The sequence below is a fragment of the Bradyrhizobium sp. IC3195 genome (assembly GCF_020193585.1).
Classification (GTDB): Bacteria; Pseudomonadota; Alphaproteobacteria; order Rhizobiales; family Xanthobacteraceae; genus Bradyrhizobium; species Bradyrhizobium yuanmingense.
In genome coordinates this window covers 43,400-62,859 of record NZ_JADYVG010000002.1, presented here as the reverse complement: position 1 = coordinate 62,859, position 19,460 = coordinate 43,400, and the positions used below count along the sequence as shown (strand labels likewise).

Annotated in this window: 19 protein-coding genes; 9 read left to right on the top strand and 10 right to left on the bottom strand. The window is 66.0% G+C overall.

Annotated elements, in window-relative coordinates; genetic code table 11:
• Nucleotides 1–18 precede the first annotated feature (18 nt).
• Nucleotides 19–2,775 (bottom strand): type I DNA topoisomerase, encoded by a 2,757-nt coding sequence (gene topA, locus I6F09_RS03915; protein ID WP_225148407.1) that lies wholly within the window; start codon nucleotides 2,773–2,775, stop codon nucleotides 19–21.
• A gap of 228 nt (nucleotides 2,776–3,003) precedes the next feature.
• Between topA and I6F09_RS03910 the strand changes: the two genes are divergently transcribed.
• Nucleotides 3,004–3,243, top strand: coding sequence for a hypothetical protein (locus I6F09_RS03910; RefSeq protein WP_036025554.1), 240 nt, complete (start codon nucleotides 3,004–3,006; stop codon nucleotides 3,241–3,243).
• A 26-nt stretch (nucleotides 3,244–3,269) separates the two neighbouring features.
• On the opposite strand, the gene I6F09_RS03905 is transcribed toward I6F09_RS03910, so the two are convergent.
• Nucleotides 3,270–3,737, bottom strand: a complete 468-nt coding sequence (locus I6F09_RS03905; protein ID WP_225187497.1) for a helix-turn-helix domain-containing protein — start codon at nucleotides 3,735–3,737, stop codon at nucleotides 3,270–3,272.
• Between the two features lie 118 nt (nucleotides 3,738–3,855).
• On the opposite strand from I6F09_RS03905, the gene I6F09_RS03900 reads away from it, so the two are divergent.
• Nucleotides 3,856–4,629 carry an SDR family oxidoreductase gene (locus I6F09_RS03900; protein WP_225187496.1) on the top strand — a complete coding sequence of 258 codons (774 nt, stop codon included), beginning with the start codon at nucleotides 3,856–3,858 and terminating at the stop codon, nucleotides 4,627–4,629.
• A gap of 60 nt (nucleotides 4,630–4,689) precedes the next feature.
• Here the strand turns inward: I6F09_RS03900 and I6F09_RS03895 are convergent, their stop codons facing one another.
• Nucleotides 4,690–5,298 (bottom strand): NAD(P)H-dependent oxidoreductase, encoded by a 609-nt coding sequence (locus I6F09_RS03895; RefSeq protein ID WP_225187495.1) that lies wholly within the window; start codon nucleotides 5,296–5,298, stop codon nucleotides 4,690–4,692.
• Between the two features lie 83 nt (nucleotides 5,299–5,381).
• Between I6F09_RS03895 and I6F09_RS03890 the strand changes: the two genes are divergently transcribed.
• Nucleotides 5,382–5,822 carry a helix-turn-helix domain-containing protein gene (locus tag I6F09_RS03890; protein ID WP_109143507.1) on the top strand — a complete coding sequence of 147 codons (441 nt, stop codon included), beginning with the start codon at nucleotides 5,382–5,384 and terminating at the stop codon, nucleotides 5,820–5,822.
• Between the two features lie 142 nt (nucleotides 5,823–5,964).
• Here I6F09_RS03890 and dprA read toward each other — a convergent pair whose 3' ends face one another.
• Nucleotides 5,965–7,107 carry a DNA-processing protein DprA gene (dprA, locus tag I6F09_RS03885; protein WP_225187494.1) on the bottom strand — a complete coding sequence of 381 codons (1,143 nt, stop codon included), beginning with the start codon at nucleotides 7,105–7,107 and terminating at the stop codon, nucleotides 5,965–5,967.
• A gap of 91 nt (nucleotides 7,108–7,198) precedes the next feature.
• Between dprA and I6F09_RS03880 the strand changes: the two genes are divergently transcribed.
• Complete coding sequence (locus I6F09_RS03880) at nucleotides 7,199–8,443, top strand: amidase (RefSeq protein ID WP_036025548.1); 1,245 nt, start codon at nucleotides 7,199–7,201, stop codon at nucleotides 8,441–8,443.
• Here I6F09_RS03880 and I6F09_RS03875 read toward each other — a convergent pair.
• The 4 genes from I6F09_RS03875 to I6F09_RS03860 form a co-directional block, all read right to left on the bottom strand.
• The gene (locus tag I6F09_RS03875; RefSeq protein ID WP_225125092.1) at nucleotides 8,435–9,625 is read right to left on the bottom strand and encodes a patatin-like phospholipase family protein; all 1,191 of its coding nucleotides are present in this window, start codon (nucleotides 9,623–9,625) and stop codon (nucleotides 8,435–8,437) included. The two genes, I6F09_RS03880 and I6F09_RS03875, sit on opposite strands and share 9 nt — an antisense overlap.
• Nucleotides 9,626–9,935: 310 nt before the next feature.
• Nucleotides 9,936–10,532 carry a glycerol-3-phosphate 1-O-acyltransferase PlsY gene (plsY, locus tag I6F09_RS03870; RefSeq protein WP_036015094.1) on the bottom strand — a complete coding sequence of 199 codons (597 nt, stop codon included), beginning with the start codon at nucleotides 10,530–10,532 and terminating at the stop codon, nucleotides 9,936–9,938.
• A gap of 47 nt (nucleotides 10,533–10,579) precedes the next feature.
• Entirely contained in the window at nucleotides 10,580–11,881 is a 1,302-nt protein-coding gene (locus I6F09_RS03865) for a dihydroorotase (protein ID WP_036015131.1), read from the bottom strand.
• Nucleotides 11,882–11,886: 5 nt separating this feature from the next.
• Nucleotides 11,887–12,834, bottom strand: a complete 948-nt coding sequence (locus I6F09_RS03860; RefSeq protein ID WP_036015092.1) for an aspartate carbamoyltransferase catalytic subunit — start codon at nucleotides 12,832–12,834, stop codon at nucleotides 11,887–11,889.
• 225 nt (nucleotides 12,835–13,059) lie between these two features.
• On the opposite strand from I6F09_RS03860, the gene I6F09_RS03855 reads away from it, so the two are divergent.
• Genes I6F09_RS03855 through I6F09_RS03840 form a run of 4 tightly spaced genes read left to right on the top strand, consistent with a single transcriptional unit; the run spans nucleotide 13,060 to nucleotide 17,619 of the window.
• Nucleotides 13,060–14,406, top strand: coding sequence for a caspase family protein (locus I6F09_RS03855; protein WP_225187493.1), 1,347 nt, complete (start codon nucleotides 13,060–13,062; stop codon nucleotides 14,404–14,406).
• Nucleotides 14,403–15,167, top strand: a complete 765-nt coding sequence (locus I6F09_RS03850) for a M15 family metallopeptidase (protein WP_225187492.1) — start codon at nucleotides 14,403–14,405, stop codon at nucleotides 15,165–15,167. The genes I6F09_RS03855 and I6F09_RS03850 overlap by 4 nt, the downstream gene beginning before the upstream one ends.
• Before the next feature lie 20 nt (nucleotides 15,168–15,187).
• A complete protein-coding gene (locus I6F09_RS03845) occupies nucleotides 15,188–16,831 on the top strand; it encodes an acyl-CoA dehydrogenase family protein (RefSeq protein WP_225140113.1) in 1,644 nt (547 codons plus the stop codon).
• Between the two features lie 23 nt (nucleotides 16,832–16,854).
• Complete coding sequence (locus tag I6F09_RS03840; protein WP_225140112.1) at nucleotides 16,855–17,619, top strand: type II CAAX endopeptidase family protein; 765 nt, start codon at nucleotides 16,855–16,857, stop codon at nucleotides 17,617–17,619.
• A 129-nt stretch (nucleotides 17,620–17,748) separates the two neighbouring features.
• Here the strand turns inward: I6F09_RS03840 and I6F09_RS03835 are convergent, their stop codons facing one another.
• On the bottom strand, nucleotides 17,749–18,672 hold the full coding sequence (locus tag I6F09_RS03835; RefSeq protein ID WP_225187491.1) for an AEC family transporter: 924 nt from the start codon (nucleotides 18,670–18,672) through the stop codon (nucleotides 17,749–17,751).
• 3 nt (nucleotides 18,673–18,675) lie between these two features.
• A complete protein-coding gene (gene ruvX / locus I6F09_RS03830; RefSeq protein WP_036025537.1) occupies nucleotides 18,676–19,167 on the bottom strand; it encodes a Holliday junction resolvase RuvX in 492 nt (163 codons plus the stop codon).
• A gap of 47 nt (nucleotides 19,168–19,214) precedes the next feature.
• Between ruvX and I6F09_RS03825 the strand changes: the two genes are divergently transcribed.
• Complete coding sequence (locus I6F09_RS03825; RefSeq protein WP_036039246.1) at nucleotides 19,215–19,430, top strand: hypothetical protein; 216 nt, start codon at nucleotides 19,215–19,217, stop codon at nucleotides 19,428–19,430.
• The last annotated feature ends 30 nt before the right edge of the window (nucleotides 19,431–19,460 follow it).

Genomic DNA, 19,460 nt, shown 5'->3' with positions numbered 1-19,460 from the left:
AACCTCTAATTCTTGATCTCAGGTCTTGCCGGCACTCTTCTTGGCCGGAGCCTTGGTGGCGGCTGCCTTGGTCGGCGACGTCTTTGCGGTCGACGGCACGGCGGCGCGCGCCTTGCTGGTGGATTCGGATTTGGATTTGGCCGCGGCTTTCTTCGCAGCCGGCTTCTTCGGCTTCGGTGCGGCGTCCTCGCCGTCCGCAGCCTTCTCTGACGCTTTCTTGGCCTTGGCCGGCTTCGCCGCCTTCTTGGCCTTGCCGCCGCCCTTGCCGCCACCCTTGGCGGCGCGCTCATCGATCAGCGCGATCGCCTGCGGCAGCGTGATGGTGTCCTTCTCGAACTCGGCCGGGATGGTCGCGTTGACGCCGCCCGCGGTGACATAGGCGCCGTAACGGCCGCTCTTCACGGTGACGGTGCCAAGCGTCGGATGATCGCCGAGCGCCTTGCCGGGATCGGCGCCGAAGCGGCGGCTCGGGCCCTTGGCAACCTTCTCCGCGATCAGCGTCACCGCACGATTGAGGCCGATGTCGAACACCTCGTCGCCGGCCTCTAAGCTCGCATAGGTCTTCTCGTGCTTCACGAACGGTCCGAAGCGGCCGAGGCCCGCGGTGATCGGCTGGCCGGTCTCCGGATGCTTGCCGATCTCGCGCGGCAGCGACAGCAGCTTCAGCGCAAGCTCGAGATCGACGTCGCTGGGCGAGGTGCCCTTCGGAATGCCGGCGCGCTTGGGCTTCTCGCCTTCCTCATAATCCTTCTGCTCGCCGAGCTGGATATAGGGGCCGAAGCGGCCGGCCTTGACCCAGACATCGCGACCCGTGTCGGGATCCTGGCCGAGCGAACGGTCAGCAGTCGCCTCGCCATCGGCGGCGAGCTGACGGGTGTAGCGGCATTCCGGATAGTTCGAGCAGCCGACGAAGGCGCCGAACTTGCCGGCCTTGAGGTTCAGCCGGCCGGTGCCGCAGTTCGGGCACTGCCTGATATCGCCGCCATCGGCGCGGGGCGGATAGATGTGCTGGCCCAGCATGTCATCGAGCACGTCGAGCACCTGGGCGACGCGCAGCTCCTTGATGTCGTCGACGGCGCCGATGAAGCCGGTCCAAAAGTCCTTCAGAACCTGCTGCCAGGAGATCTCGTTGTTGGAGATGCGGTCGAGCTGTTCTTCGAGGCTCGCCGTAAAGTCGTACTCGACATAGCGGGCAAAAAAGCTTTCGAGGAAGGCGACCACGACGCGGCCCTTGTCCTCGCCGTGCAAACGCTTCTTCTCCAGCTTGACGTAGCCGCGGTCCTTCAGGACCTGGAGGATCGAGGCATAGGTCGAGGGCCGGCCGATGCCGAGCTCTTCCATGCGCTTCACGAGCGATGCTTCCGAGAAGCGCGGCGGCGGCTCGGTGAAATGCTGGGTGACGGACAGGCTCTGTCGCTTCACGGCCTCGCCCTGGCTCATCGCGGGCAGGCGGCGGGAATCCTCGTCCTCCTCGTCGTCGCGGCCTTCCTGGTAGAGCGCGAGGAAGCCGTCGAACTTGACGACCTGGCCGGTGGCGCGCAGCTCCAATGTGCGGGAGCCTGCCTTCGCCGTGATGTCGACGGTGGTCCGCTCGAGCTCGGCGGATTCCATCTGGCTCGCGATGGTGCGCTTCCAGATCAGCTCATACAGCTTGGCCTGATCGGCATCGAGCTTGCGGCTCATGCTGTCGGGGCGGCGCGAGAGGTCGGTCGGGCGGATCGCTTCGTGCGCTTCCTGGGCGTTCTTGGCCTTGGCCTGGTACTGGCGCGGGCTATCCGGCACGTAGGCGTTGCCGTAATCCTCGCCGATCACCTTGCGCGCCTGGGTGATCGCCTCGGGGGCGATCTGTACGCCGTCGGTACGCATATAAGTAATGAGTCCGGTGGTCTCGCCACCGATGTCGATGCCCTCATAAAGACGCTGGGCGATGCGCATCGTATGCGCCGGCGCAAAGCCGTATTTGCGGCTGGCTTCCTGCTGCAGCGTCGAGGTGGTGAAGGGCGCCTGCGGATTGCGACGGGCCGGCTTGGCATCGACCGCGGTGACGGCGTAAGTCGCCAGTTCCAGCGCCTTCTTGAAGTCTTCGGCTTCCGCGCCGGTGCCGATGTCGAGGCGCTGGATCTTCTTGCCGTCGGCGCCGACGAGGCGGGCCTCGAAGGCATCGCCCCGCGGGGTGAGCAGGGTCGCGATCAGCGACCAATATTCGCGGGCTACGAACTTCTCGATCTCGAGCTCGCGGTCGCAGACGAGGCGCAGCGCCACCGACTGCACGCGGCCGGCCGAGCGGGCGCCCGGCAGCTTGCGCCACAGCACGGGGGAGAGGGTGAAGCCGACCAGATAGTCGAGTGCACGGCGCGCCATGTAGGCGTCGACCAGAGCGCCGTCGATCTCGCGCGGATGCTTCATCGCCTCCGAGACGGCCTGCTTGGTGATGGCGTTGAACACCACGCGCTCGATCTTCTGATCCTTCAGCGCGCGCTTCTCCTTCATTACCTCGAGCACGTGCCAGGAGATGGCTTCGCCCTCGCGATCGGGGTCGGTGGCGAGAATCAGGCGGTCGGCGCCCTTCAGCGACTTCGCGATATCGTTGAGCCGGCCGGCCGCCTTGGGGTCGACCTCCCAGATCATCTTGAAATTGGCGTCGGGATCGACGGAACCGTTCTTCGCCGGGAGATCGCGGACATGGCCGAACGAGGCCAGAACCTCATAGGACGAGCCCAGATATTTGTTGATCGTCTTGGCTTTCGCCGGCGACTCCACAATGACGATATTCATTTAGTTCCAGTGGCTTACGGGAAAATCTTGGGCCGAAAACGAAAGGACTCGGGTCGGCCGTTTCGACCCGAACATGGGTGGTGAGCGGCCCCCTGTCAAATCGTGGGGTGTTGAAAGGCGCCGCAATGGGAAAAGTTTCATATCGAAAAAGTTGCAGAATACCACCTTGGAGTTGCGGTTGATGTGGGCGTAATGTCCTGTCGGGGCATGGATTCGGGTGGGGTACTGGTGACCAAGCCAGGAAAAAAACGGGCGCGCGCCGGATCCGGCGCGCCGGGGGGCACGCGTCACGAGGAACCGGGGGAGGGCGGTGCCGACGAGGCCGTGGCCTTCATCGCCGAGCAGACCGGGGCCTTACGCAAGCTGGCCGAGCGCCACAAGCTGGACGTGCTGCATTATCTCTTAGGCATGACCAAGCTCGAGGCCGACGAGCACCTGCGGCTACGGACCAAGCGCAAGCTGTCGTGATGGCGGTGGGGTACCACTTGGGACTTTCACGCCGACTTGCGTCGCGGTGCCGGCCGCGGCTTTAGCGTGGTGTCGGCCGGGCTGAGCAGCCGCCCATCATCGGCACGCATTTCCAGCTTCTTCACCGGACGGCCCTTCTCGCGATCGACCAGCATCGTCGCAATCTCCTCGGGGCGGTCGTCGAACTCCTCGCTCCACTGCCGCAGCGCGACCAGGATCGGGAAAGTGCCGCGGCCCTTCGGCGTCAGCACATATTCCTGATAGGCACTGCCGTCGGAGGCGGGGGCGGTTTCGAGAATGCCGTGGTCGACCAGCGATCGCAGCCGCGCCGCCAGGATGTTCTTGGCCATGCCGAGCTTGTTCTGAAACTCGCCGAAGCGGCGGACGCCGAACAGCGCCTCGCGGATGATCAAGAGCGACCACCAGTCGCCGAGCGCCTCCAGCGACCGCGCGATCGGGCAGGCATCACCCTCGAAGCTCGTCCGTTTCACCATCGTTCGTCCTTTCGCATTCACACGCCGCCAGCGCCGATCACGCGCTTGTGTGGTTGCATCATAAAACTAGATGGCCTAGATGGCAAGGTAGTTCATTATGCAACTACTGGAGGCGAGCGTGAGACTGAAGGACAAGACGGCGCTGATCACCGGCGGCAATAGCGGCATCGGGCTGGCGACGGCAAAACTGTTCGTGGCCGAGGGCGCCAAGGTGGTGATCACCGGGCGCAACAAGGAGACGCTGGCGGCGGCCGCGAAGGAGCTCGGGCCGAACGCGCTCGCGCTGCCAGCCGACGCGACGGACATCGCGGCGACGGAAGCTGCGATCAAGCAGGGCGCAGAGAAGTTCGGCAAGTTCGACATCGTGTTCGCCAATGCCGGCATCGCCGGCGGCACACCGCTGGGATCGGCGACACCAGAGATATTCGAAAAGGTGATCAGCACCAATCTGACCGGCGTGTTCTTCACCGTTCAATCCGCGCTGCCCCATCTCAACGACAACGCCTCGATCATCCTCAACGGCTCGGTAATCTCGGTGCTCGGCATTCCCGGCTACTCGGCCTATGGCGCGGCGAAGGCCGGCGTGCGGGCGATGGCGCGGATCATGGCTTCAGAACTGTCGCCGCGCGGCATCCGCGTCAACGTGGTCGCGCCGGGTGCGATCCGCACCCCGATCTGGGGGCCTGCGACCGCGACGCCGGAAGCCGAGAAGGCGTTCGAGAAGCGGATCGCACTGTCGACGCCGCTCGGCCGCATCGGTGAAACCGATCACGTGGCGAAGACGGTGCTGTTCCTCGCCTCCGACGATTCCGCGCATGTGCAGGGCCAGGAAATCTTCGTCGACGGCGGCGCGGTGGCCTCGCCGAGCGGCGCGCCGATCTATCGCGGCTGATCAATCAAGCGAACCTGCTCGGGCGCAACATTCGCGTTGCGCCCGAAGTGTTAGCTGCGGCTAGGCCGCGCTCAGGCTTGTTGCCGATTGGAGCGCACCAGCGATCGCCTTCTCGCGGTGCTCCGGCCCGAGTTGGATGCCGTCGGCCGGGATGAATTCGACGCTGGTGATACCCATGAAGCCGAACACCCAGCGCAGGTAGGTTTCGAGATGCTCGCCGGCTGCGTAAGGCGTCTCTGCGCCGTAGTGGCCGCCGCGCGAGATGGCCACGATCACGCGTTTGCTGCCGGCGAGTCCCTCCGGCCCGGCCGCGCCGTACCTAAAAGTCTTCCCCGCCACCAGGATACGGTCGATCCAGGCCTTGAGCTGGCTCGGAATGGTGAAATTGTACATGGGCGCGCCGATCACGACGATGTCGGCGGCCAGGAACTCCTCCAGCGCCGCCGCGCTTGCGGCAAGGTCGGGCCCGAGTTCCGCCGGCGCGGGGGCGCCTTGCGCGGCCGCCAGATGCGAGCCGGAGAGGTGGGCGAGCGGAGTCTGGCTCAGATCGCGATAGACCACCTGAAGCGAGGGCGTCGCCTGCCGGAGCCGGTCGACGATGGCGCCGGAAACCTGCCGGCTGACGGAGTGGGGGCCGAGCACGCTGGAGTCGATATGGAGGAGTTTCATGTGGGGTCACCCTGGTATAAGTTTGTAACCAGAGCTACATGAGTGACTGTCGAAGTCCCCGCAAGAACGCACTTTTTTGAGCCATGGGCACATCATTGAAACCTGCGCACACTGAATTGCCCGCACCGCCGCGGCCAAATCCGAGGCTGGATACCAGGCCGATGCCGGACCCCAACCATGCGGACTGCCGTGGGGTCGCCTCCGTGCTGTCCCGCGTCGGCGACAAATGGAGCGTGTTCGTCATCATGATGCTGAGCGACGGGCCAAAGCGCTTCAACGAGCTCAAGCGCATGATCAACGGCATCTCGCAGCGGATGTTGACCCTGACGCTGCGCGGCCTCGAGCGCGACGGCCTCGTCACGCGCACGATCTTTCCGACCATCCCGCCGCGGGTGGATTATGAGCTGACCGATCTCGGCCGCGGCCTATCGCGCCCCGTCGAGGCGCTCGGCAAATGGGCGAAGGAGCATCTGGATCAGATCGAGGCCGCGCGCACGAAGTTCGACCAGCGTAACGACGGCTAGCGTTGCGCCTCGATAGTTCATCCCGTCATTCCGGGGCCTGAGCGAAGCGAGGGAGCTCGGAATCCATTTGGCCACAGATCAAGTGGATGAATGGATTCCGGGCTCGCGACTTCGTCGCGCCCCGGAATGACACCTGGGGAGGCTAAACCAGCGACACCATCCCGCCGCCGTGGCGTTCGAGCTTGCCGGCGAGCTCGAGGTCCAGCAGCACGGTGCGCACGATCGCGGGCGACGCGCCGGACATCCGGACGAGGTCGTCGATCGTAACAGGGGCCGGGCCGAGCAGGCCGGTGATCTGGTCGCGATCATGGCTTTGCGGATCGCTCTCGAACGGCTCGCTGTCGGGCTCGCCCGCGGGATGCATCAGCGGCCGCTCCATGATCGGCTGAACCGCGTTGACGATGTCGGCAGCTTCCGTGACGAGCGTTGCGCCCTGCTTGATCAGGTCGTTGGTGCCGGCGGCGCGCGGATCGAGCGGCGAGCCCGGGACGGCGAACACTTCGCGGCCCTGTTCGGCCGCCATGCGTGCTGTGATCAGCGAGCCCGAGCGGTGCGCCGCCTCGACCACGACGACGCCGAGCGAAGCGCCCGAGATCAATCGGTTGCGCCGGGGAAAGTCGCGGGCGCGCGGCTCATGGCCGAGCGGCATTTCGGAGATCGCAGCGCCGGCGTGGTCGAGGATCGCGGCGAGCAGGTCGCCATGCTCGGGCGGATAGATGCAGTCGTGGCCGCCGGCGAGCACCGCGATCGTGCCGCTCTCGACGCTGGTGCGATGCGCGGCCTGGTCGACGCCGCGGGCGAGCCCGGAGATGACCACGAAGCCGGCTTCGCCGAGCTCGCGCGCGAGCTGGCCGGCAAATTTGAGGCCGGCGCCGGAGGCGTTGCGTGAGCCGACGATCGCGATCATCGGCCGCATCAGGGATTTGGTGTCGCCGCGCACCGCGAGCAGCGGCGGCGCATCGTCGATCATCGCCAGCCGCTCCGGATAGCCGTCCTCGCCGGGCGCGCGCCAGGCGATGCCGAACTTGCGGCTCGCGGCGAGCTCGGCCTTTGCTTCATCCGCGCTGCAGATGCGCGCCGATCGCGCCGCGCCGCCGCGGCGGGCGAGATCGGGCAGCCGCTCCAGCGCGGCGCGCGGGCTGCCGAAATGATCGACCAGCGAGCGGAAGGTGCGCGGCCCGACATTGTCGGAACGGATCAGCCGCAGCCGGTCGATCCGCTCAGCCTCGGTCAGCTCCACGCTTGAATTGATGGCGTCCACGGCGTCTCCTTGCAGGGACAGCATGGAACAACCAGAGGGCGTTGCGCAACAGGGACGTGCGCTTGCACGACCTCGCTGCGATGCTAAAAGCGATGCCAATAAGAAGGATGTTGTCATGATCTCACTCGCCGACCTCCAGCGCCGCATTGAAGCGGGGGAGCTTTCGCCCGACGCCGCCATCGCTCAGTCGCATGCGGCGATCGAAGCCAAGGAGAAGGACGTTCAGGCTTTCGTCCGGCACGACAAATCCGCGAGAGCGCAAGCCTCGGGCCCGCTGCGCGGCATTGCCGTCGGCATCAAGGACATCATCGACACCGCTGACATGCCGACCGAGATGGGCTCGGAGATCTATCGCGGCTGGCAGCCGCGCGCCGATGCGCCGGTCGTGATGATGCTGAAGCGAGCCGGGGCCACCATCATCGGCAAGACCACCACGACCGCGTTCGCCTCGAGCGATCCGACGCCGACGCTCAATCCGCACAATACGGCGCATTCGCCCGGCGGCTCGTCCGCGGGTTCGGCGGCGGCCGTCGGCGCCGGCATGATCCCGCTGGCGCTGGGCACCCAGACCGGAGGCTCGGTGATCCGGCCGGCGGCCTATTGCGGCGCTGCCGCCATAAAACCATCGTTCCGGATGCTGCCGACCATCGGCGTGAAGTGCTATTCGTGGGCCCTCGACACGGTCGGCCTGTTCGGTAGCCGCGCGGAAGATCTCGCGCGCGGATTGCTGGCGATTACCGGCCGCACTGAATTCGACGGCATCGGTCCAGCCAAGGCGCCGCGCATCGGCGTGGTCAGGCAGGAATTTGCCGAAGCCGTGGAGCCGGCGGCAGAGGAGGGTTTGCTGGCTGCGATCAAGGCGGCCGAGAAGGCCGGCGCCCGCGTGCAGATCATCGATCTGCCCGAGGCGGTCAAGGAAGCCTGGCGCATCCATCCCATCATCCAGAACTTCGAGGCGCATCGCGCGCTGGCCTGGGAGTTTTCCGAGCGTCACGACGAGATCGCGCCGCTGCTGCGCGCCAGCCTCGATGAGACGGTCGGACTGACATCGAAGGAATACGACGATGCGCGCCGCATCGCCCGCCGCGGCCGCCGCGAGCTCGGCGAGCTGTTCGAAGGGTTCGACGTGTTGCTGACCTATTCGGCGCCGGGCATAGCGCCAGCCAAGGAGCTCGCCTCGACCGGCTCGCCCCGTTACAACCGGCTGTGGACGCTGATGGGCAATCCTTGCGTCAATGTGCCGGTGCTGAAGGTTGGCGGCCTGCCTGTTGGCGTGCAGGTGATCGCGCGCTTCGGCAATGATCCTGTCGCGCTGACCTCTGCCTGGTTCCTGGAGGACGCGCTGGCGAAATCACGCTAGCGCAGGTTCGGAGGGAGCACGGGCCTGAGCGGGCGCTGAGCCGGCTCTTGCACGTTGTCCAAGCCAACGCTCCGCGGCCTCGCGACCGCTCCGGTGCAGCAGGCGAATGAAGCCGCGGCCGAGATCGGTGGATGAGCGCTGCGCCAGGCCGTCAACGGAGTCTTCCGCCGCGATCCTGGTGAGCCGCAGCGGAGAGGCCATGTGCGACTGCGCCCATTCGATCGCGGAGATCTCGGCATTGAGCGCGGCGTTCGCCGCGATCTGGTCGAGCCGGCGGTCGATCGCGGCGAGCGTGATCGGCACATAGCTGTCGCGCGTCGGCGTGACCTGGACCAGCAGCAGATCCGTTGCCGCGGTGTCCTGCACCAGGCGCAGCAGCGGCGGATTGCCGCCGAAGCCGCCGTCCCAATAGGCCTCGCCATCGATCTCGACCGCACAATGGACCAGCGGAGGGCAGGTCGAGGCCAGCGCGACGTCGGCGGTGATGGCCTCGTTGCCGAAAATCTGCTGCTGCCCGTCGCGGATCCGCGTCGCCGCGATCAGCAGTTTTGGGCACCGCGCATGGCGCAGGACGGAAAAATTGATGTCGCGGGAGACCGCCTGCCGCAGCGGATCGAGATCGAACGGATCGAACTGCCCGGAGCGCAGGGTCGGGCCGAACGCGACCGAGCTTCCCGCCGGCGAAAAGCCGCCGATCAGCATCAGTGAGCGGAACGAGGCCTCGTGCATCAGCCGGACCCAGAACCGGTTCAGCCGGGAGCGTGCGCCTTCACGGCCGCCTTCGGCCAGGCCGCAAGCGAGGAGCAGCGCATTGATGGCGCCGGCGCTGGCGCCGCTGACGGTGTCGATCTCGATGGAGGTCTCTTCGAGCAGGCGCTCCAGCACGCCCCAGGTGAAGGCCGCAAAGGTGCCGCCGCCCTGCAGCGCCAGCGAAAGCTTTCGCGGCGGCCATTGCTCGGAACGCGCCCGCGCGGGCGCGACCGGTGCAGCCTTGGCGACGGCGACATCGAGCGGAGCGTCAGGCTTGACTGCAGGCTCCGGCTGCGGCGCTGGCCGTGCAGCGGGCGCGGGCAGCGGCGCGTCGGACCAGATGTTGGTCGCCGAGAGCAGCCGGCTTGCTGCAGTGCCGGAAGCACCGAGCGAGCCGATCCCGTCATTCACGCCGACAATCTTCTCGCTCATTCTGAGCAACCGCCTAACGCCGTTTCCCGTATCAGGATGACAGGCATGGAACCAGTTCGCTACAGCCTGCCGTGACTCGCAGGAGAATTGCGAACAGGATTTGGCATATAATGCGGAAGGGGTGCGGCGGTATCCGTACTTTTTCCGACCTCAAATTCTTGTTTGAGGCGTTGTCGCGACGCGAACCGGAATCCAATTCGCTCGAAAACGCTCTAAAGCGCGATGCGATTAGGAATCGTCATCACGCTTTAGGTTATTGTTTGAGCATGATCTTTTCGGAAAACCGCTACGCACTTTTCCGGATCATGCTCTAGGCCTTCTCGCCGATCCGGCTTTCCTTGCCCGCTTGCAGGCGCTTGATGTTCTCGCGATGCGCGTAGAACAACAGCAGGGTCAGCACGGCGGCGAGCGCCGACAATGCGAGATGACCGAACCACCAGAGGAACATCGGTGTGATGAACGCCGCCACCAGCGCCGAGAGCGAGGAATAGCGGGTGGTGAAGGCGGTCGCCAGCCAGAGCAGGCAGAACACGACGGCGCCCGGCCAGAACAGCCCCAGCAGGATGCCGATATACACCGCGACGCCCTTGCCGCCTTTGAACTTCAGCCAGACCGGGAAGAGGTGGCCGAGGAAAGCGCCGAGCCCGGCTACCATTGCGGCGTAGGGGCCTGCGATGTAGCCGGCGATCACCACCGCCACGGTGCCCTTGAGCGCGTCGAACAGCAGGGTTCCCGCGGCGAGGCTCTTGCGTCCGGTGCGCAGCACGTTGGTGGCGCCGATGCTGCCGGAGCCGATCGAGCGGATATCCTGGGTGCCCGCGAGCCTGGTCAGGATCAGCCCGAACGGAATCGAGCCGAGGAGATAGCCGATGACGAAAGCCACCGGCAGAAACGGTTCAAGCGCCATGGCGGCATCTCCAAAGGCCCATTCTCCACGTCGAACGAAGCCGCACGTCAGACATGCTCATATACCGTTCGTCCGCCGACAATGGTGCGCACCACCCGGCCTGTAAAGCGGGCCTCGTCGAACGGGGTGTTCTTGCAGGGCGACTTGAGGTCGGCGGGATCGACCACCCAGGGCACGTCGGGGTCGATCACGATGACATCCGCGGGGCTGCCGGCGCGCAGGGTTCCGCCCGACAGGCCGAGCAGCTCGGCCGGGCGGGTCGACATCGCGCGGATCAGCGTCTTCAGCTCGATCTCGCCGTTGTGGACCAGCCGCAGGCCGGCCGGCAGCATGGTCTCGAGCCCGACGGCGCCGGGCGCGGCTTCCGCGAACGGCAGGCGCTTGCCCTCGACGTCCTGCGGATTGTGGTCGGACATGATGACATCGAGCAGACCGGAGCCGATCGCCGCCACCAGGGCGCGGCGGTCGTCCTCGGTGCGCAGCGGCGGCGACAGCTTCAGGAACGAACGGTAAGGACCGATGTCGTTCTCGTTCAGCGCCAGATGATTGATCGAGACCGAGGCGCTGACGGCGAGCCCGGCATCGCGCGCGCGCTGAAGGATGTCGAGGGAATCGATGCAGGTCAGCGACGCCGCGTGGTAGCGGCCGCCGGTGAGGGCGACGAGGCGCAGATCGCGCTCCAGCATCACGGCTTCGGCGGCATTCGGGATGCCCATCAGGCCGAGCCGCGAGGCAAACTCGCCCTCATTCATCACGCCTTCGCCGACAAGATCGGGGTCCTCGGTGTAATGCACGATCAGCGCGTCGAAATCGCGCGCATAGGTCAGCGCGCGGCGCATCACCTGCGCATTGGTCACGCTTCTGGCGCCATCGCTGAAGGCGACGGCGCCAGCGGCTTTGAGCAGGCCGAACTCGGTCATCTCCTGGCCGTGCATGCCCTTGGTGAGGGCGGCCATCGGCTGGATGTTGACGATCGCGGTGTCGCGGGCGCGGCGCATCACAAAGTCGACCGTTGCCGAATTGTCGATCACCGGCGAGGTGTCGGGCTGGCAGATGATGGTGGTGATGCCGCCGGTCGCGGCCGCCTGGCTCGCGGTGGCAAAGGTCTCGCGGTGGCTGAAGCCGGGTTCGCCGACGAAGGCGCGCATGTCGATCAGGCCGGGTGCGACGATCTTGCCGGAGCAATTGACGATGTCGGTGCCCTCGGGGACGCCGGCCGCGCCGATGCCGCGGCGGGTCTCGCGGATGCTGCCGTCCGCGATCAGGACGTCGCCGACGCCGTCGAAATCCCTGGAGGGATCGACGACGCGGGCATTGGCCAGCAGGATGGGGCGGCGATCGGTCAGCATCGGCATCACGCGTTCGGCAGGTTACGGGCGAGCGCTTCCAGCACCGCCATGCGCACGGCGACGCCCATCTCCACCTGCTCGCGGATCAGGGATTGCGCACCGTCGGCGACGGCCGTGTCGATTTCGACGCCGCGGTTCATGGGGCCGGGATGCATCACGAGCGCGTCCGGCTTGGCGTAAGCGAGCTTCTTCTGGTCGAGCCCGAAATAGTGGAAGTATTCGCTCGACGAGGGCACGAAGGAGCCGTTCATGCGCTCGCGCTGCAGCCGCAGCATCATGACGATGTCGGCGCCGTTGAGACCCTCGCGCATGTCGCGCGCGACCTCGACGCCCATCCGCTCGATGCCCGGCGGCAGCAGCGTGGAGGGCCCGACGACGCGGACGCGGGCGCCCATGGTGTTAAGCAGGATGATGTTGGAGCGGGCGACGCGCGAATGCATCACGTCGCCGCAGATCGCGACCACGAGCCCCTCGATCCGACCCTTGTTGCGGCGGATGGTGAGCGCGTCGAGCAGCGCCTGGGTCGGATGCTCGTGCGCGCCGTCGCCGGCATTGATCACGGAACCGTCGACCTTGCGGGCCAGCAGTTCCACGGCGCCGGAGGCGTGATGGCGCATCACCAGGATGTCCGGGTGCATCGCATTGAGCGTCATCGCGGTGTCGATCAGTGTCTCGCCCTTCTTGATGGACGAGGAGGCGACCGACATGTTCATGACGTCGGCGCCCAGCCGCTTTCCCGCAAGCTCGAACGAGGATTGGGTCCGGGTGGAGGCCTCGAAGAACAGGTTCACCTGCGTCCGTCCGCGCAGGACGGTGCGCTTCTTGTCAACCTGGCGGTTGAGCTCGACATATTCTTCGGACAGGTCGAGGAGGCCGCTGATGTCGGCCGCGGAAAGGCCCTCGATGCCCAGCAAATGCCGGTGGCCGAGGACGAAGGTCGATTTCGATGTCATTAAAAGCAGAGCTATAGGGGCGGACGGCGGGGGGAGCAAGCTTCAAATCCCGCCGCCGGACTTATCCACGGCGCTTTGCGGCGCAGGCGGCGCCGCCAGCCGGTGTTCGGGGCAGCCGCTTTGCGCTAGACTCGCAACAAAGGTTGCGTCACGGGCTGGATCATGACGGGCACGCGGTATTTTAATCGACTGGCGCGCAATGTTGCTGCGCTCGCGACCGCGTGCATGGCTGGCCTTGCGACACCGGCTTGGGCCGAAAAACGCGTCGCACTCGTGATCGGCAACGATCTCTATCCGAACCTGCCGGCCGACCGGCAATTGAAGAAGGCCGCCAATGACGCAACGACCGTCGCCGACGCGCTGAGGTCGCTCGGGTTCGACATCGTGCTCGGGACCAATCTTGGCCGCCAGGGCATGATCGACCGGCTTGCGGATTTCACGTCGCGGCTCGAGCCGGGCGATACCGCCGCCGTTTTCTATGCCGGACACGGCGTTGCGATCGCAGGCGTGAACTACCTCGTGCCGAGCGACGTTCCTACCGTGAACGAGGGCGCCGAGGCGCGGGTGCGCGGGGCCTCGATCGCCGAGCCCGACGTGATCGCGGAGCTTCAGGCCAAGGCAGTGCGGGTCGCCTTCGTCGTCATCGATGCCTGCCGTGACAATCCGTTTCCGCGCGCCGCCGGCCGTTCGATCGGGAACACGCGGGGGCTTGCTGACGCCCGGCCCGCGCGCGGGATCTTCACGCTCTATTCCGCAGGCATCGGCCAGACCGCGCTCGACCAGCTCGGCAGCAACGATACGGCGCACAATTCGGTGTTCACGCGGATATTCGTCGAGCAGCTCAAGCGGCCCGAGCTGCATCTCGGCGACCTCGCGGTCGAGGTGCGCGAGCGCGTGGCGGCGCTGGCGCTGACGGCGACGGATGCCGGAGGACAAGCAGCACCGCACGAGCAGACGCCCGCCTATTACGACCAGACGCTCGGCGGACGCATCTTTCTCTGGAATGCGGAATCGTCGAACGGGGCGCCGAAAGTGGCGGGCATGCTGGCGAAGCCGCCGGCAAGGCCTGCGGTCGCGGAGCGCGCCACCATGCGTCCGCCGCGTCCCGCCGCGGCAGGCGAAAGCTGCGCCCGCAGCGGCTTCGAGACCTATTGCGTCAGTTCGATGCTGAAGCCGCAATTCGGCAATTCATACGGCGCAGCGAATTTGTTCGACGCCTCGACGGGGACGGCTTGGGTGGAGGGCGCATCCGGCAACGGCATCGGCGAATGGATCACCATCGAGTTCGAAACCGTGCGGCGGGTCAAGTCGATCCGCGTGCACAACGGCTACCAGAAAAGCCCCGACATCTTCGCCAAGAACAACAGGGTCCGCCAGCTCCGCGTGCTGTTCTCGGGCGGCGAGTCGCAGACCTTCGTCCTCGACGACAAGCTGTCGGCGCAATTGCTGACCTTGCGGCCGCCGGTGTCGGCCTATTGGATGCAATTCATCATCGACGACGTCTGGGCCGGCAACAAATACACGGACACCGCGATCACGAAGCTCCTGGTCAACTCGGATCCGCTGCAATGATCGCAAGAGGCGTGATCGCAGTGCTTGTCGCGCTGCTTGCAGCATCGTATCTCGCCCCCGTGCGGGCGCAGAGCTTGCCCGGTGACTTCGTCTATCTGCGCGATATCGATCCCAGCATCATCCAGGATATCCGTTACGCCACGTCGAACAATTTCGTCGGCCGTCCGCTCGCCGGCTACCAAGCAGGCGAATGCGTGGTGAAGCGCGAGGTGGGGCTGCGGCTGAAAGCGGTGCAGCAGGAGCTGGCGGCGCAAAATCTCTCGCTCAAGATGTTCGACTGCTACCGGCCGGCGCGGGCCTCGCTCGACATGGTCAAGTGGTCGCAGAACGGCCGCGAGACGGCGTCGGAGCGGCGCTACAATCCGAAGATCCCCAAGACCGAGCTGTTCCGCCTCGGCTACATTGCGAGCCGCTCGCAGCATTCGACCGGTGCGGCACTCGATCTCACGCTGGTCGATCTCAGGGCGGACAATTCTGCCAAATATGATCCAGCCAAGACCTATGCGGATTGCACGGCGCCGGTCGAGGCGCGGGCGCCCGAGGGCAGCGTCGACATGGGCACAGGCTACGACTGTACCGACCCGAAGGGGCACACTGCGGCACCATCGATCACTCCGGAGCAGCGCGCCTGGCGCAAGCGGCTGGTGGCTGTGATGGCCAGGCAAGGCTTTGTGAACTATTCGAAGGAGTGGTGGCATTTTTCGCTGCCGGGGGCAGGCGGGGCGGCCTATGATTTCCCGATCCAGCCGCGACGGAACTGATTCCGCGCCGAGGACGCAAAATGACCCAGCCCACATTTGCGACCCACGAGGTCTTCAACCAGTCGCCGCCGTTCGAGGACGTCGATCTTTTCGCCGTGGACCGGCCGCTGGTCGAGGCGGTCAGGGCCAATGGCGGCGCAGCGGCCGAGCGGGAACTGTCGGAGTTCGGCCGGCATTGGGGCTCGGCGGCAATGGCCGATCGCGGGCGCCTTGCGAACGAGAACACGCCGAAGCTGCGCAGCTTCGATGCCAAGGGCAATCGCCGCGACCAGGTCGAGTTTCATCCCGCCTATCACGAGCTGATGGCGCACAGTGCGCATGCCGGCGTGCACAATTCTACCTGGACCGCGGATGGCAAGCCGGCCGGCGATGGCGCTGAGGTCATTCGCGCTGCAAAGTTCTACATGGCTGCGCAAGTCGAGACCGGCCATCTCTGCCCGATCACGATGACGCGCGCCTCCGTCGGTGCCCTGGCGCTGCAGCCCGACTTGCTCGCGCGGGTGATGCCGGTGCTGTCGACCAAGAGCTACGATCCGAGCTTTGCGCCGTGGTGGCAGAAACGCGGCATGACGCTCGGCATGGGCATGACCGAGAAGCAGGGCGGCACCGACGTGCGCGCCAACATGACGCGTGCGGTGCGCGACGGGGACGGCTATCGCATCACCGGCCACAAATGGTTCATGTCGGCGCCGATGTGCGATGCGTTCCTGGTGCTGGCACAGGCCGACGGCGGGCTGACCTGTTTCTTCATGCCGCGCTTCGCGCCGGATGGATCGGTCAACGCCGTCCAGTTCCAGCGGCTGAAGGACAAGCTCGGCAACCGCTCCAATGCCTCGTCCGAGGTCGAATTCACAGGCGCCTATGCCGAAAGGGTCGGCGAGGAAGGCAAGGGCATCCGCACCATCATCCAGATGGTGCAGCTGACGCGGCAGGATTGCGCGATCGCCTCCGTCGGCCTGATGCGCTCGGGGCTTGCGCATGCACTGCACCACGCCCGGCATCGCAGCGTGTTCCAGAAGCATCTGGCCGATCAGCCCCTGATGCAGGCCGTGCTGTCGGATATGGCGCTGCATGTGGAGGCGAGCACGGCGCTGGTGATGCGGCTCTGCCGTGCCTTCGACCGCACGCCGCACGATGCGGCGGAGGCGACTTATATGCGACTGCTCACGCCCGCGATCAAATACTGGACCTGCAAGAGCGCGCCGCCGTTCCTGTTTGAGGCGATGGAGTGCCTCGGCGGCAACGGTTATGTCGAGGACGGCATTCTGGCGCGCCACTATCGGGAGTCGCCGGTCAACGCGATCTGGGAGGGCTCGGGCAACGTGATGTGCCTCGACGTGCTCCGCGCGCTCTCGCGCGAGGGCGAGGCGGCGACGGCGGTGCTGCAAACGCTGGCGGCCGAGACCAAGGGGCTGCCGGGGGCGGGCGAGGCGGCCAGCTTCATCGGCAAGACGTTTCGGCGCGCCGACGGCGAGCGCGTCGCGCGGCTTGCGGTCGAGAAGCTGGCATTGCTGGCCGCGACGGCCGCGCTCAATGGCGTGTCGCCGCGCCAGGCCGAATTGTTTGCCGCGACCCGCCTCGCGACGAACCATGCCAGCATGTACGGCGCGGTCGAGCTCGACAGCGCCGCCGTGCGCGCGCTGCTGGAGCGGGCGCTGCCGTGAGCCTCCAAAACGAAAGCCTCCCGATGCACTCCCTCAATCCCGATCATCCGCCGTTGACCGCGACGCCAGCGACACCGCGTGTCTGGAAGTTTTGGGGCACGGCGCTGTGGGGCCTCTTCATCTTCGTTGCGATGTTCGTCGGGCAGATCGGCGCCGTCCTTCTGCTGGCGGCGCAGCGTGGTCTACCCATGGACCTCGCTTCGCTGCAGGTCGTCGGCCGCGAGCCCCAGACGCTTGCGCTCTCGGTCATCATGGGCTTGCCGGCGACACTGGCCGCCGTCTGGCTCGCCATTCGCATCAAGAAAGCTTCGTTCATCGATTATCTCGCGCTGCATTGGCCGTCCTGGAAGCAGCTGCTGTTCGGCGCCGTCGGCCTCATCCTGATCGTGCTGCTCTGGGAGACGATGTCGCGCGCCCTCGGCCGCGAGGCGACGCCGGGCTTCATGACCGATCTGTTGAAAACGGGCCGCGACAAGGGCGCCGCGCTGCTGCTGCTGGCCGCATTCGCGGTGGCGGCGCCGATGTCGGAAGAGGTTCTGGCGCGAGGCTTCCTCTATCGTGGCTGGTCGGCGAGCTTCCTGCGCGCACCCGGCGCGATCCTGATGTCGTCGCTGGTGTGGACAATCGTCCATCTGCAGTACGACATGTACTTCCTCGCCGAAGTTTTTGCCATCGGCCTGTGGTTCGGCTACATGCGCTACCGCTCCGGCTCGCTGTGGCTCACGATCGTGCTGCATGCGCTGAACAATCTCACCGCGGTGGTGCTGACGATGTGGCTGGGGAGCTAGGCCGCAACTTCGTCATTGCGAGCGCAGCGAAGCAATCCATAATCTCTCCGCCGCGGCAGTCTGGATTGCTTCGTCGCAAGAGCTCCTCGCAATGACGAGGTCAGAGAGGTGCGCTCGGATTGACGAGTGCTAGGCCGCCAGCGCGATCGCGATCGGCATTGTAATGGCTGCAAAGATCGTCTGCAGCGTGATGATCTGCGCCAGCAGCGGGGCGTCGCCGCCCATCTGGCGGGCGAGGACATAGGCGCTGGACGAGGTCGGCACCGCCGAGCAGATCGCCACGATCGCCAGGCTGTTGCCGGAAAGCCCGAACCAGAGACCGAGCCCCATCGCGAGCGCGGGCATCAGCAAGAGCTTGAAAACGACGCCGACGGCTGCGCCGAGGCTTGGACGGAAGAGCCCTTCGAGATGCAATCCCGCGCCTGTGACGAGCAGGCCGATGGCGAGGGAGGAACTGCCGAGCGCGTCTGCAACCTCATGCCAAAGCCTTGGCAGCGGCAGGTGGGTGACATTGACAGTAAGGCCGATAATGCAGGCCCAGATCAAAGGATTGCGCACCAATGTCATGACGATGGCGCGGCCGGATTGCTTTTCCGGCGATGCATAACGAGCGAGCACCGAGACGCTGAACACGTTGACGAGCGGGATGATCGCCACCATCGCAACGGAGGCGAGCGCCAGCCCGACATCGCCGAACAGATTGGCGGCGATCGACAGCGCAACGAAGGTCTGCCAGCGCGTCGCCCCCTGGAAGATCGAGGTGAAGGCGGGGCCGCCGATGCCGAGCCGCGACAGGGCGCGGCGCAATGCGAGGCACAACAGCGACATCGCCAGTGCCGACAGCAGCAGCGCGCCGCCGACGCCGGCGACCGGCACCTTGGAGAGGTCGGCTTTTACCAGGGTCTGGATCAGCAGCATCGGAAACAACACGAAATAGGTCAGCTGCTCCAACCCGTGCCATTGCGTGTCGAGCCGCATCAGGCTGCGCTTCAGCACGATGCCGAGCACGATCAGGATGAAGACCGGCAGTAGCGCCGCGATGACGACGGCCATGGATCAGTCCGGTCCCGGGCTCGTGCGTAGATTGGCAAGGCGATCGAGTGCGCCTTGCAGGATGAAGATCGCGGCGTGCTCGTCGATCACCTCGGCCCGCTTGGCGCGGCTGACGTCCATGCCGATCAGCTCGCGCTCGACCGCCGCGGTCGAAAGGCGCTCGTCCCAGAGACCGATGGGCAGCGCAGTCAATCCGGCCAGATTTCGCGCGAAGGCGCGGGTCGATTGCGCGCGCGGGCCTTCGCTGCCGTCCATGTTGATGGGCAGGCCCAGCACGAAGCCGACCACCTTGCGCTCGGTGGCGATGGCCAGCAGCCTGGCGGCATCCTGCTTGAACTGCTTGCGCTGGATCGTCTCGACTCCGGTCGCCAGCCGCCGGTCCGGGTCGGACACCGCAACGCCGATGGTCTTCGTGCCCAAATCGAGGCCGACCAGCGCGCCGCGCGCGGGCCAGTGGGTTGCAGCATCGATGAGAGGCAGGATAGGAGCCGGCATGGCTTTAGCGCATATCATGCGTCGCGCTGCGGGGTGAACTGATAACCATGGATGCACTGACACTATTCGGCCTGTTTGCCGTGACGGCGATGCTGGTCTGCTATGCCCTGGAGGATCGCAGCCACTGGTTCGTGCTGCTGTTCGCGGCGTCCTGCGCGCTGGGGTCGGCCTATGGCTTCCTGCAAGGCGCCTGGCCGTTCGGCCTGGTCGAGGCGATCTGGGCCATCGTGGCATTGCGGCGGTGGCAGGTGAGGCCGCGGTGACGGAGGGGTGGGCGAGGGGCCTGCCGCGCG

Coding starts and splice junctions, on each gene's coding strand:
- dprA (WP_225187494.1), bottom strand. CDS start 7,107: ATGCTGTCCCTGCAAGGAGACGCCGTGGACGCCATCAATTCAAGCGTG.
- I6F09_RS03860 (WP_036015092.1), bottom strand. CDS start 12,834: ATGACATCGAAATCGACCTTCGTCCTCGGCCACCGGCATTTGCTGGGC.
- I6F09_RS03850 (WP_225187492.1), top strand. CDS start 14,403: ATGATCGCAAGAGGCGTGATCGCAGTGCTTGTCGCGCTGCTTGCAGCA.
- I6F09_RS03890 (WP_109143507.1), top strand. CDS start 5,382: ATGGGCACATCATTGAAACCTGCGCACACTGAATTGCCCGCACCGCCG.
- I6F09_RS03840 (WP_225140112.1), top strand. CDS start 16,855: ATGCACTCCCTCAATCCCGATCATCCGCCGTTGACCGCGACGCCAGCG.
- I6F09_RS03880 (WP_036025548.1), top strand. CDS start 7,199: ATGATCTCACTCGCCGACCTCCAGCGCCGCATTGAAGCGGGGGAGCTT.
- I6F09_RS03845 (WP_225140113.1), top strand. CDS start 15,188: ATGACCCAGCCCACATTTGCGACCCACGAGGTCTTCAACCAGTCGCCG.
- I6F09_RS03895 (WP_225187495.1), bottom strand. CDS start 5,298: ATGAAACTCCTCCATATCGACTCCAGCGTGCTCGGCCCCCACTCCGTC.
- I6F09_RS03835 (WP_225187491.1), bottom strand. CDS start 18,672: ATGGCCGTCGTCATCGCGGCGCTACTGCCGGTCTTCATCCTGATCGTG.
- I6F09_RS03905 (WP_225187497.1), bottom strand. CDS start 3,737: ATGGTGAAACGGACGAGCTTCGAGGGTGATGCCTGCCCGATCGCGCGG.
- plsY (WP_036015094.1), bottom strand. CDS start 10,532: ATGGCGCTTGAACCGTTTCTGCCGGTGGCTTTCGTCATCGGCTATCTC.
- I6F09_RS03855 (WP_225187493.1), top strand. CDS start 13,060: ATGGCTGGCCTTGCGACACCGGCTTGGGCCGAAAAACGCGTCGCACTC.
- ruvX (WP_036025537.1), bottom strand. CDS start 19,167: ATGCCGGCTCCTATCCTGCCTCTCATCGATGCTGCAACCCACTGGCCC.
- I6F09_RS03865 (WP_036015131.1), bottom strand. CDS start 11,881: ATGCTGACCGATCGCCGCCCCATCCTGCTGGCCAATGCCCGCGTCGTC.
- I6F09_RS03875 (WP_225125092.1), bottom strand. CDS start 9,625: ATGAGCGAGAAGATTGTCGGCGTGAATGACGGGATCGGCTCGCTCGGT.
- topA (WP_225148407.1), bottom strand. CDS start 2,775: ATGAATATCGTCATTGTGGAGTCGCCGGCGAAAGCCAAGACGATCAAC.
- I6F09_RS03825 (WP_036039246.1), top strand. CDS start 19,215: ATGGATGCACTGACACTATTCGGCCTGTTTGCCGTGACGGCGATGCTG.